Source organism: Clostridium sp. UBA871, assembly GCF_002295255.1.
In the GTDB taxonomy this organism is placed as follows: domain Bacteria; phylum Bacillota; class Clostridia; order Clostridiales; family Clostridiaceae; genus Clostridium_J; species Clostridium_J sulfidigenes.
Genome location: NZ_DBFV01000003.1, coordinates 509,288 through 522,252, shown reverse-complemented (window position 1 = coordinate 522,252; position 12,965 = coordinate 509,288). Strand labels below are relative to the sequence as shown.

13 protein-coding genes are annotated in these 12,965 nt (G+C 29.2%); 7 read left to right on the top strand and 6 right to left on the bottom strand.

From position 1 onward, the window contains the following. Positions 1 to 2: 2 nt before the first annotated feature. The 6 genes from B3086_RS04070 to B3086_RS04045 all read right to left on the bottom strand — a co-directional run bounded on the left by B3086_RS04070 (position 3) and on the right by B3086_RS04045 (position 6,820). Entirely contained in the window at positions 3 to 1,403 is a 1,401-nt protein-coding gene (locus B3086_RS04070; protein ID WP_346849103.1) for an MATE family efflux transporter, read from the bottom strand. 326 nt (positions 1,404 to 1,729) lie between these two features. After that, positions 1,730 to 5,041 (bottom strand): DEAD/DEAH box helicase, encoded by a 3,312-nt coding sequence (locus tag B3086_RS04065; protein WP_346879589.1) that lies wholly within the window; start codon positions 5,039 to 5,041, stop codon positions 1,730 to 1,732. A gap of 217 nt (positions 5,042 to 5,258) precedes the next feature. After that, the gene (locus B3086_RS04060; RefSeq protein ID WP_346849105.1) at positions 5,259 to 5,900 is read right to left on the bottom strand and encodes a hypothetical protein; all 642 of its coding nucleotides are present in this window, start codon (positions 5,898 to 5,900) and stop codon (positions 5,259 to 5,261) included. A gap of 39 nt (positions 5,901 to 5,939) precedes the next feature. Then, on the bottom strand, positions 5,940 to 6,065 hold the full coding sequence (locus tag B3086_RS04055; protein ID WP_346849106.1) for a hypothetical protein: 126 nt from the start codon (positions 6,063 to 6,065) through the stop codon (positions 5,940 to 5,942). A gap of 238 nt (positions 6,066 to 6,303) precedes the next feature. Then, a complete protein-coding gene (locus B3086_RS04050; RefSeq protein ID WP_035131635.1) occupies positions 6,304 to 6,615 on the bottom strand; it encodes a YbjQ family protein in 312 nt (103 codons plus the stop codon). Beyond that, complete coding sequence (locus B3086_RS04045; protein WP_035131633.1) at positions 6,596 to 6,820, bottom strand: hypothetical protein; 225 nt, start codon at positions 6,818 to 6,820, stop codon at positions 6,596 to 6,598. Before B3086_RS04045 ends, B3086_RS04050 begins: the two co-directional genes overlap by 20 nt. A 262-nt stretch (positions 6,821 to 7,082) precedes the next feature. On the opposite strand from B3086_RS04045, the gene B3086_RS04040 reads away from it, so the two are divergent. The 7 genes from B3086_RS04040 (at position 7,083) to B3086_RS04010 (ending at position 12,907) form a co-directional block, all read left to right on the top strand. Continuing rightward, the gene (locus tag B3086_RS04040; protein WP_150844005.1) at positions 7,083 to 7,754 is read left to right on the top strand and encodes a 5-oxoproline transporter, DUF969 family subunit; all 672 of its coding nucleotides are present in this window, start codon (positions 7,083 to 7,085) and stop codon (positions 7,752 to 7,754) included. A gap of 14 nt (positions 7,755 to 7,768) precedes the next feature. After that, on the top strand, positions 7,769 to 8,698 hold the full coding sequence (locus B3086_RS04035; RefSeq protein ID WP_035131631.1) for a DUF979 domain-containing protein: 930 nt from the start codon (positions 7,769 to 7,771) through the stop codon (positions 8,696 to 8,698). A 67-nt stretch (positions 8,699 to 8,765) separates the two neighbouring features. Further along, positions 8,766 to 9,410: a pyroglutamyl-peptidase I gene (gene pcp, locus B3086_RS04030; protein ID WP_346892800.1), complete on the top strand. Its 645-nt coding sequence runs from the start codon at positions 8,766 to 8,768 to the stop codon at positions 9,408 to 9,410. Further along, the gene (locus B3086_RS04025; RefSeq protein WP_346849108.1) at positions 9,410 to 9,847 is read left to right on the top strand and encodes a gamma-glutamylcyclotransferase family protein; all 438 of its coding nucleotides are present in this window, start codon (positions 9,410 to 9,412) and stop codon (positions 9,845 to 9,847) included. The genes pcp and B3086_RS04025 overlap by 1 nt, the downstream gene beginning before the upstream one ends. Before the next feature lie 137 nt (positions 9,848 to 9,984). After that, complete coding sequence (locus tag B3086_RS04020; RefSeq protein ID WP_346849109.1) at positions 9,985 to 10,185, top strand: hypothetical protein; 201 nt, start codon at positions 9,985 to 9,987, stop codon at positions 10,183 to 10,185. A 119-nt stretch (positions 10,186 to 10,304) separates the two neighbouring features. Continuing rightward, positions 10,305 to 10,982, top strand: a complete 678-nt coding sequence (locus B3086_RS04015) for a Crp/Fnr family transcriptional regulator (RefSeq protein WP_346849110.1) — start codon at positions 10,305 to 10,307, stop codon at positions 10,980 to 10,982. 221 nt (positions 10,983 to 11,203) lie between these two features. Continuing rightward, positions 11,204 to 12,907, top strand: coding sequence for a tetratricopeptide repeat-containing diguanylate cyclase (locus B3086_RS04010; protein ID WP_346849111.1), 1,704 nt, complete (start codon positions 11,204 to 11,206; stop codon positions 12,905 to 12,907). The last annotated feature ends 58 nt before the right edge of the window (positions 12,908 to 12,965 follow it).

Genomic DNA, 12,965 nt, shown 5'->3' with positions numbered 1-12,965 from the left:
ACTTAAATGGCCTCTCCCATAACTTCTCCATCTTCTGAGTTAGGATTATCTAACTTCTTTATTTCATGTTTAAAGATAAAGTTAGTGATTATAACAGATATAAAATCACTAGTTGGCCCCGCCAACCATACTCCTGTTAATCCAAGAGTTTCTCCATTAGGAAGTGGTATCAAAGGAAGAATTATAATACATGGTATTAAAAGTATTACTTGTCTTAATAAACTTAAGAACATGGATTTCTTAGCTTTTCCAATACAAGAGAAGTAATTAGTTCTTATAATCTGCGGCCCTACAAAAATAATCATAGAAAGGAAAATTCTCATTCCATACTTTGTTATTGAAAGTAGATGTGGATCTGAGTTAAATGACTTTACTAAAACTCCTGGAATAAGTTCTACCATTAAAAATCCTATGGTAGCAATAATTAAAGCTGCTATTTGAGGATACTTTATAGCCTCCTTAACTCTATCATATTTTTTAGCTCCATAATTATATCCAATAATAGGCTGTACTCCTTGATTTAATCCAAAAATCGGCATAAGAATTATCATAGTTATGCTACTTATTATAGTCATTGCTCCTATGGCTAAATCTCCACCATAACTCCTTAAAGCATTGTTTGATATTACTTGAACTATACTTGCAGCAATTTGCATACTAAATGGCGACATACCTATAGCAAATATAGCTAGTATCAACTTTTTTTCTAGCTTAAAGTTTTTAACTTTAACTCTAAGATTAGCATTTCCCCTTAAAAAGAAACTTACTCCCCATATAGCTGAAGCAATTTGAGCTATTACTGTGGCTATAGCTCCTCCTTTAACTCCCATTCCTAATGTAAATATAAATATTGGGTCAAGAATTATATTTGTAATTGCACCTATAAGCATAGATGCCATGGCTATATTAGGACTTCCACTAGCTCTTATGGTATGGTTAAGTCCAAAACTTAACATGTTAAATATAGTACCTATAAATATAATCTGCATGTATTCTTCAGCATATACTAGGGTGTTTGAACTAGCTCCAAACATTCTTAGTATATCCTTTCCCCAGATTAATCCTATAGCTGTTATAGCTAAGCTAATGATTATAATTAAAGTAAAAGCATTTCCTAGAATCTTCTCTGCTTCTTCTTTCTTATTTTGTCCTAATCTAATGGAAATAGTAGTAGCAGTACCTATTCCAACTAACATACCAAAGCCTAATATAATAGTTGATATTGGCATAGTTACTCCAATACCTGTAATTGCTAAATTTCCTACCTCTGGAATGTGTCCTATAAACATTCTATCTATAATATTATATAGTGCGTTAACCAACATCCCAATGATGGCTGGTATAGAAAACTTAAGTAATAATTTTGTGATTTTTTCTTCACCTAGTGCATTTTGTCTACCCATGTAGTATCTCCCTTCTAAATTAAATTGTCTATTTAAGTACTAATGCAAGGTTAGAAAAATCTTAACCTTGCAAAATACATCTTAATATATTTATTACATAACATATAATTATGGCTAAGATAATTCTTAACCTTTAAATTCTCATGTTGTAAACTTTAAGTACCTTATATCTAAACACTATTCTTCACAATATAATTATACTTCATATCCCTTATATTTTCAATGACTTATTTCGACAAGCTAAAAATTTCATTATCTAAATATAATTAATTGGTAATTATCTTCTTAAAATACGCTGTAGTAAACACTTTTCATATAGAATTTCATTATGAAAATAACTCTTCTAGTTCCTTTTCATTCATAGAAGATAAGGTCAATTCCGTATGTTCTTCTCCATCTATTACTTTATCTATGATTTCTTTTTTCTTTTCTTGTATATTGTAAATTTTCTCCTCTATAGTTCCCTTGGCTATAAGTTTTATTACCTCCACAGTATTCTTTTGTCCAATTCTATGAGCTCTATCTTCAGCCTGTTCTTCCACTGCTGGATTCCACCATGGATCAAAATGTATTACCATATCAGCTGATGTAAGATTAATTCCTGTTCCCCCAGCCTTTAAAGAAATTAAAAATACTGATGATTCCCCCTCATTAAACTCTTTAACTAAATTCATCCTATCTTTAGATGGAACAGAACCATCTAAATACATAGTGTTTATGCCCTTTTTATTTAACTTTTCTCTTATACTCCCTAGAATTGTAGTAAACTGAGAAAATAATAGTACCTTATGATTATTCTCTAAAGCTTCTTCTAAAATATCATAAAGAGCATGATACTTTCCACTATCACCTTTATAATTTTCTATAAAGGAAGCGGGATCACAACAAATTTGTCTAAGTCTAGTAATAAGTGACAGTATCTTCATCCTACTTTTGTTAAAGCCTTTTTCCTTTATTTCCTGCTCCATCTCTTCTTTATAGGCATCTACATAAGAATAGTATAGTTTTTTCTGTTCTGAAGTCATGTCCACCACTATTTTATGTTCTATCTTTGGTGGTAGTTCAAGAGCTACATCCCTTTTAAATCTTCTTAAAATAAATGGTTTTATAAGCTTCAATAATTCCTTTAAAGCTTTATCATCCTTTTCTTTTACTATAGGCAATTCAAAGTTTTTATTAAACTTTCCATGGGTTTTTAAATATCCAGGCATTATAAAATCAAAAATAGACCAAAGTTCTGTAAGTGAATTCTCTATTGGTGTTCCTGTCATAGCAAATTTACTCTTAGCTTGAATTGACTTCACAGATTCTGCATTTAAAGAAGTTGGATTCTTAATATATTGTGCTTCATCGATAATACAAATATCAAATTTCATCTTCTCATAATATTCAAAATCCCTTCTTATTAATGCATAAGACGTAATTATTACATCGTACTCCTCTATGTTTTCTATTAATATTTCTCGCTCTGCTTTATTTCCACTTACAGCTACAATCCTTAGACCCTTAGAAAATTTTTCAAATTCCATAACCCAGTTATAAACTAATGAAGTGGGACATACAATTAGTGCCTTATTTCTCAAATTTCCTTCTTGTTTTTCTGAATTTATAAATGTTATAGCTTGAAGGGTTTTACCAAGTCCCATCTCATCTCCTAGAATTCCACCAAATCCACATTGAGATAAGGTCTTAAACCACTTAAATCCAATTTCTTGATAAGTTCTTAATACTTCACCTTGTTCTTCTGGAACCTTATATTCATTACTTTTTACATCTTTTATATTATCTATAAGATTTTTAAAGCCTTTATTTCTTGTAACAAAATTCAATGCCCCCTTATTGATCTTTTCATCTATATATAAGGATGCATACTTAGGTATTTCTACACTTCCACTAGCTAACTTTGAAATTGATATATCAAAGTTATCAATAACAGAATAAATATCTTTAAATTCACTTCCCTGAAGTGGAATTATAGAACCATTCTTTAGTTTATAGTATTTTTTCTTCTGTTTAACTGAAGTTAAAGTTGCCTTCAATTCTTCTTTAGAAATTCCTTCAATATTAAAATTAAACTCTAAAAGATCTGAATCATTTAATCTAATGCTAGAATTAAAGGATTTAGGCGTTAATATTTTTATCTCCTTAAAGCTATCAGAGTAGTAAACCTCTCCTACCTCAGCTAATTCCTCCACACCATAGGTTAAAAACTCTACTAATTCATCTTCATTTTCAATATAAAAACTTTTATCTATATTTTTAAATCCAAGTCCATTAAGCTTCTCTATAGTCTTTCTTTCCTTCACTAAATCTCTAATAATTATATCTTCAGATACGCCCACTTCTTTTTCATTTAATAATTGTTGATTTTCTTCTTTGATATTTTTACTTTCATTTTCTAAATTATAATAAAAGCTTTCTTCTCCATAATTAAACTTCACATCACAAGTTACTCTATCTTTATCCTTATCTAAGTAAAATTCTGTTACTAAAGGCTCCTCCTTTATAAGTTCCTTTACACTTTCATCTTTAATAACAATGGGGCTTATACTCTTTAATTTAGGTAGAAGAAAATTTGCCACATCATTAATACTACTTTTTTTAAAGGATATAGTATTATTTTTTGATTTCATAAATGCTCTATGAAGTGGAGTAAAATCACTTTTTTCCTTTTCAGACAATAGATATAAAGTATTATTTAAATAATAAAGTCCTGTATTCTCACAAATGTCCTGTGAGATTTCACCATTCATATCTATATTTAGATTTTCTCCCTTCATAAACATATAAAAACTAGTAGGCATGTTTCCTAATGAAACAGTTATATCTTTATAATGCTCTCCCTTATAATCTAAATTGATAGTCTTCCCATTTTTAATGGTTAGAATATTTTTAAGTTGTCCTTCTGAAAGAAATACCCTTTTCCCACTAAAGAATACAGAACGATTAGTATATACCCTATTCATTACTTCTAAATTTAAATCATAAATTTCCTTTATAATATTCATGATTTCTTGATCCTTATCTTTAAACATATATTTAGTGTTATTATACTGAAGCTCTTTTCCAAAATTAATAGTTCCACCACTTGTATACATGCACTCCATAAGTTCACGAATATTTTTTACCACATATAATCTACTAGTTCCTATCTTTAACTCTAAATAAAAACTTTTTTTCTTACTTCCGTAGTGCTCATCCTCTACCACTAAGGTAATATCCATATTTAGAGGTTCTTTCTTAACTCCTCTAATAGCCTTGTCAAAGGTACTTTTATAGGTTTCAAGAAGCTCTTCTTCTCCAGACTTAGGAATATTTATACCCCTGCCTCTTACACCTTCCTTATTTAACTTTATAAGTACAGCTCCTACATGCTTACACATATGATATTGACTAAAAGCTTCACAACTACAGTTGGGATATAATTTAAAATTTTTATTATTTATAAGTACACTAGTTTTATAATTATTTACATCATAGGCTGACTGTACTATGGCTGTAACTGATAATATATTTATAGAGTTTTCATTGATCCTTATACTTCTAACTTTATTTCTAAGGTACATATCCATGGCTCTATTAAAAATAACATTTCCACATATATCCTTTATCTCTCTCAACTCTAAATCAAACTTCATTCTCACAATTCTCCTAATTAAAATTTCTTCCTTTTTCAATAAATTTACTCTACCTTTTATTATATACCTTTTTACATCTTTATAGCGCATTTATTTTAAAGTAATTCACCTTTTCTATAATTTCCAACTATAAAAGAAATATGAACTATAAATAATTACATAAAAAATGGTGAGCATGAATCTTAATATAATTACATGCTCACCATAAATTTAAAAACTAGTTTAGACCTTTAATCAAACCAAGATTCACTATATCATTTTCATCTACGTCTTCAGTATTTAACTCAATATATATATTCCATTCTGCCATATCTGCAGTTCCAATTCCAGGAACCATTCTCTCAATCGCTATAGAAATTTCATTGCCCTCTTTAATTACCTTTTTTACTTTATGCCTCACAGATCCACTTGATTCATCTAGTGTTACAATAATTAAAGCTTTTTTAGAAAAAAACTCATCATCATATTTGCTTGCATCTACGTCACGGTTTTCATTTACACATGACAGCATACTTACAGTAAGTCCTTTTACTTTCCCTTCATGCTCCCTTAAACATTCTTTTGATTTGCAAATAGTGATAATAGGATATTTTTTACTTGAATTATAATATGGAGATCTTTCATAACTATCCTTAAACTCAAGCTCCCTCGCAGAATCACTAGGTTTTTTAATAATCCCCCCTTTATCTTCTGTGCTTGCTGAAACTTCATCATTATCTTGATTTTCTGTATTTCCTACTTCAACAGTTTCCTCCTCTTTTTCACTTTCACCTGCATTTATATTATTACACCCTGAAAAAAGTACCACCGTAGTTAAAACTAAAGTACTACATAACAATTTAAATTTATTCTTTTTCATATATATACCTCCATATTTCATATAAATAGAGTTCTTTGCTTAAGATGGAGTTTTCTCCCACTGAAGCTTACTAACAGACTTCTTAGTATCAGTATTTTTGATACTTAGAAGTCGTTGTACTTTAGTGAAGATCGTTATATAAGAACGTATTAACTCTCTACTCATACTTTAAATCTTAATACCTATATCTTAAGAAATATCCTTTATTTATATACGCTTATTTATACAAAAAGATTTAAACTTTTTATTTCTAGCCTCTATTTAAAATTACATTATTATAATATACAAGCTATAGGAATATTAGTAGTCCTTCTTTAAAGGTCGTATTAAAACATTATTTTTGCAATAAATAATAAAGACTGAGTCAAAATTTTTTATTTGACTCAGTCTATCTCAGATAATTTTATTTAAATTTTACTGCAGTTCCATAACAAATAACTTCAGATGTACCATTCATTATTGAGCTTGTTGCATACCTTATATTTACTATAGCATCAGCACCCATAGTTTCTGCTTCGTCAGCCATACGCTTTGTAGATATGGCTCTAGCTTCATTCATCATTTCTGTATAGCCTTTTATCTCCCCACCTACAACGGTTTTAAGACCACTAAGAATGTCCTTACCTATATTTTTAGACCACACCACTGACCCTTTAACCATTCCTAACATTTCTAACTCTTTTCCTGCAATGTAATTAGTATTTACTAATATCATTTTCGTCTCCCCCTTTTATTTCTTTTATTCTTTCTATCATATTATAAATAATTGCTCCTGCTATACCTATGGCAATTAAAAGCAAAATTATTGGCAATAACTTTATTCCTTCTGCAAAAGTAACAAATATGATACCTCCAAAATAGAAAATTGCAAATAGGAGCATCAATACTGTTATTACTATGGTAAGTATAATTTTTCCCATACTCTTATCATCTCCCTAAAAATATGCTATAAATATTAATTATTCCATTTTACTAGACTAATATTATCATACTACAACTACTAATACAATATGGATAAAAATAGTTATTGATGCATAATGATTAAATTTTATTTTTATCCAATCAACTTCATCTATACCTAATATTTATCCGTTCTTTGTATACCTGTATACATATTTACTTTTCATAATAGTGTATAATTTTAAAAAATTATATAAATTCATGGGAGGAAGGATAATAATGATCAAATTAATCGGTATTATAATTGTTATCATTGGTTTTACGTTAAAACTCGATACTATTGCTGTGGTTCTTTCTGCGGGGGTTTTAACAGGGCTCGTTGCTGGTTTGAGTATTAACGAAATATTGACTACTCTAGGACAAACTTTTGTATCTCAAAGAGCCATAACATTATTCATATTAACATTACCTGTAATTGGTATGTGTGAAAGATATGGACTTAAAGAAAGAGCTGCAACTCTTATAAGTAATGCTAAATCTCTTTCTGCTGGAAAGCTATTAAGTGTCTATGCCCTAGTTAGACAAGTGGCAGCTGCCCTTTCTATTAGAATGAGTGGACATCCTCAATTTGTTAGACCTCTTGTTAACCCTATGGCACAAGGTGCTGCCGTTAGTAACTTTGGAGAAATTGATAAGGAAGATGAGGATAGAATTAAGGCTTCTTCTGCAGCTATGGACAACTATGGTAACTTCTTTGGACAAAACTTATTTATGGCTAGCTCAGGAGTACTTCTAATAACCAGTACACTTCAGGAACAAGGCTATGTAGTAGATGCTCTTGATGTAGCTAAAGCTTCTATCCCAATAGCTGTAATACTATTTATAATGGTATTAGTACAAAATCATTTATTAGATAAATCATTAATTAAGAAATATTCTAAAAAAGATAATTAAAGGAGGAATCGATTATGGATATGGCAGCACTATCAAATTTTTTATTGGAAATCTTTTATGCCTTAGTGGGCTTCCTAATGATTTCCCTATCAGTTTATACATTTACAAATAAAGATCATAAAGCTAGAATTGGTACTTCAATATTTTGGTCAATTCTAGGTATTATATTCATAGCTGGACCTTATATCCCAGCTAATATAGTTGGGATTTTAATAATAGCCTTAGGTTGCTTGACCGTTTCTAAGCAAGTTAAAATGCTACCTACCAAACCCCTCGATGGAGAGTTTGCTAAAACTCAATCTGGAAAACTTAAAAATAAAGTTTTCTTACCACCTCTAGTAATCGCAATTGTAGCTCTAGGAATAGCACAATTTACCTCTATTAGCGGAACAGCTGCTATTGGTATAGCTGCTGTGATAGCAACTATTGCAACCTTAATTATCACAAAAGCTAATCCAAAGTTCATTTTAGAGGATGGAGCTAGAATGATTGACTCTGTTGGACCTGTAAGTATCTTGCCTCAACTTCTTACTGCATTAGGCTCACTATTTACAGCTGCTGGAGTTGGTACTGTTATTGCTAATGGTATATCAAGCTTCATACCTGAAGGAAATCTTTTAATTGGAGTAGCTGCTTACTGCATTGGTATGGCTATCTTTACAATGATTATGGGAAATGCCTTTGCTGCATTTGCAGTTATCACTGCTGGTATTGGAATTCCATTTGTATTTGCACAGGGGGCTAATCCAGTAGTTGCTGGTGCCTTAGCTCTTACTGCTGGATATTGTGGAACACTAATGTCACCAATGGGAGCTAATTTTAATATTATGCCTGCAGCTCTTCTAGAAATTGACGACAAAAATGCAATTATTAAACGCCAATTTCCTGTGGCTATGACATTACTAATAGCACACATAGTTTTAATGTATTTCTTAGCATTTTAAAAGTTTATATAAGATATAACTAAAGGAGGTGAATTTTAATGAAGCTAATGCTTCATTAAATATATATATGAAAGTTTTAATAAGTGGTTTTGATCCCTTTGGAGGAGAATCTATAAATCCAGCTCTTGAAGCAGTAAAATTACTTCCTAATAATATTGCTGGCGTAGAAGTTATAAAGGTAGAAATTCCTACTGTCTTTAATAAATCAATAGAGGCCCTTGAAAGCTCTATCAAAAATCATAACCCAGATGCAGTTATTTGCATCGGACAAGCAGGTGGTAGATTTGCAGTTATGCCGGAGAGAGTTGCTATTAATATAGATGATGCTAGAATTAAAGATAACGAAGGAAATCAACCAATAGATATAAAAATTAAAGAAGATGGAGAAAATGCTTATTTCTCTAACTTACCTATAAAAGCAATGGTTAAAAACATGGTAGATAATGGCTATCCTTCTGCAATTTCTAATACTGCTGGAACATTTGTTTGTAACCATATAATGTATGGATTACTTTATCTTATCGATAAAAAGTACTCTCATATGAAAGGTGGATTTATTCACGTTCCATATATACCAAATCAAGTGGTTACAAAGCCAAATACACCTTATATGAATCTTCAAGATATTTCAAAATGTCTTGAGCTTTGTATAGAAGCCCTAGTTAATAATGGAAATGAAGACATTAAAACTATAGGAGGTACAATCTGCTAATGACATACCCAACAGAAGAAAAAAAAGTATTTGTATATGGAAGCTTAAGAGAAGGTTTCTTTAACTATGATAAATACTTAAAAAGTAAAGTATCTCCAGCTTCTCTAGGCGAAGTAAGGGGAAAGCTTTTCCATCTTCCTCACAAGGGATACCCTGCTTTACTAGATGGAGAAGATACTGTTATTGGAGAAATTATGGCACTAAAAGATTTTTATGAAGATATAGTTTCCTTAGATCAAATGGAAGGATTCAGATCCTTTGAAGATATATCAATCAATGAATATATAAGAACTACTATAAATGTCAAAAATCTTGAAACAAAGGCTATTGAAAATTGTTATGTATATAAATACGTAGATGGCAATGATAAAAACTTTAATTCCCATGCAATCTATATTCATCATGGAGACTGGAAAAAGTATATGAATAGCCTATAATAATACAAGTAGAAAAATCTATCATTTATTTGATAGATTTTTTATTGCAATAAACTAAAATTATATTTAAATTTATTGACATCTCTATTTCTATTGCATAATATATAAAATAATAATTATTTTCTTAAGGTGAATTTATGTCTTATAATCTAAACCCCGAAGAATTAGTTGTAGCAGCTGCTATTCTCTCTATATATATAGCTAAAAATAGAACTTCTGATGAAATTAATCTATTAGGAAATCTTTTTCAAGCTATAGGTACAAACCTATCAACTATTGCTACTGTTACTCCACAAAATGAATCTACTATTAATAACAAAAATAATACTAATGAATAAAATTTAGTTTAAAAATAATTCCTATAATATGATGAATTATATTATACTATAGACGTTTTTTAAGATTTAACATAAACATTACTTATTACTCTATTAAATTGAAAAGGATGATTTAATATATGTATGAAGAATACTTTAAACATATTCCACAAGAAAAAATGAGAACCTTTTTTCTTGAAGAACTTGCTCCTTTAGGAATTATAAAACATTATAAAAAAAATGAGCATATAGATTACTTTCCTGGGGGTAAACTCTCAATAGTTACTGAAGGAAAAGTGAAGGTTTGTATCTATACTAAAAATGGTCTTGAAAAAATTTTATTTTTTTTAATACCAGGAGAAATATATGGGGAGGAAAGTTTATTTCATCACTCTCATATAGGCATTACTCCAGTTACATTAGAAGATACTTCAATCTCATTTATTGATTATGAAACTTTATATAATTATTTAAATGATAAACCTAAAAATTATGAGTATTTTCTTCAAAGTATATTAAGAAAATATCAAATTTCTTTATTTCAGATGGGAGACCTTTTAAAGAGATCACCACGAGCTCAAATTTGCTCTGCTCTTTGTAGAATTGTTGCTCAAACTATAAATAATTATTCTAAATGTAATGATCCAATTGAACTAAGTCTCCCGCTTACCCATGAAGGATTAGGAAATTTAATCGGCTGCTCTAGAGTTACCGTTACTAGAGTTCTTAATGAGTTAAAATCCCAAGGAATATTAGCAAGCACATCTAAAAAAATAGTTATTCTAGATTTTGAAAGATTAAAAAAATATTGTGACTAATAACAAGTAAATTAAATGTAACATATAATTACTTATTTAGACTTATATTACTTAAATTCTCTAAGTAATTTTTATGTAACATATAATTTTTTATTATTTTTCATCTAATTTTATGTTATTATATTATTGTAACCGCAAGGTTAAAAATTCATTGGTTAATCAGTTATAAGTTTAAATTCAAATTATAATTAAACTATTCTAAGAAAAGTAGGTTGTTTAGTATGGATAATAACTCAAAAGAACTTTTTAAACTTATTGATGATGGAAACACTATTGTACATAGCGATCCTAGAAAAGCTTATGAAATAACAAAAGAAGCATTAAAATTAGCTGAAGCGTTTAATAATAAATCTGCAATGGGCTATTGCTTTATTAATTTTGCTTTAATTTACAGATCACTATCAAATCTTGCCAACTGGGTAGAATATGGTCATCATGCTCTAGATATATTTATGGAATTAAATGAAGAGGAAGGCATTGTTGTAGCTTTAAATCTTTTAAGTTGCGCATATTTTCACGTTGGACTTTATGAGGATTCTTTAATAAATTGTCTTAGAGTTCTAGATTTGTGTATTGATGATAAACATAGCTTTATTCACACCTGTTCCCTTAATAATATGGCAGAGATTCACAGGATAACTACCCAATATAATAAAGCCTTGAAATATTATGAGAAAGCTTTAGCTAAAGCTAAAAAATTTAATTATACTTCACTATCTGCATCTATTTTATTTAATATAGGACAAGTTCTTCTAGAGAAGAATAATTACCATAAAGCTTTAAAAATATTTTTTGAAAGCTATGATATAGCTATTGAATTTAATAACTTTATACTCCTAGGTGAAATAGAAAATAATATTGGTTTCATTCACTTTAAAAATAAAGAGTTTGATAAAGCCATGGAGTACTATAATAAATCCTTAGAACACTTAGAAACCATTAGTAACAAATTTTATATCATAGATTTATACTTTAACATTGGTTTTTTAAAGCTTTCCACTTCTTCTGGTGATGCTATAGAATATTTAAATAAAGCTATACATTGTGCTGAGGAACTTAATTCCAAACATAAGCTTAGTAAAATACATTTGCAGCTTTCTAAATACTACGAATCATTAGGAGATTTTAAAACAGCCTTAGAATATTACAGGCAGTACCACCTTTCAGAAGAAGAAGTTTCTTCATCTACTATGAAATCTAAACTAGAAATTATAAGAATTCAATGTAATCATGCTATAGAAGCTGAAGAATTAGAACAAATTAAAATAATAAATCAAAAACTAGAAATGGAAATAGAATCCCAAAATAAAAGGCTACAATATATGAAAAATGAGAATAAGAATTTACGATTTAAAGCATTGAAAGATTCTCTTACTAAAATTTCAAATAGACATGCCATTGACCAAATGTTTAGTAGACTATGGAAATATTCTAAACTCAATAAAAATAATATGGTTTTATTTATGATAGATGTGGATAACTTTAAATTATATAATGATTATTGGGGTCATATGCATGGTGATAAATGTCTTGCTAGTATTGCTCAATGTTTAAAAGACATTTCTACCTCCCGTCACGATTTTTGTGGTAGATACGGTGGAGAAGAATTTATATATCTTGCTGAGGATTTAACCTATGATGAAGCTATTTACCTAGGTAATCTAATAAGTTGTAAAGTTAAGGACTTAAAAATAAAATCTACTCATGATAATGAGAGTTCTGTAATTACTGTTAGTATTGGTGGGGTCTATGGAAACCTTTCCTCTCTTAGATCAACTGACTATATGATTGAAATTGCAGACAAACAATTATATATCTCTAAAGAATCTGGAAGAGATAAAGTTACGTTAATAAACACCTTAGAAGATGAATTAATGCTAAATTCAATAAATTCAGTGAACTTAGCAACTGCAGATATATATTAATAATTTAAACTTTAAAACAGTTATTCCTTTATTATTAATTATATTATTCAAGTTATTA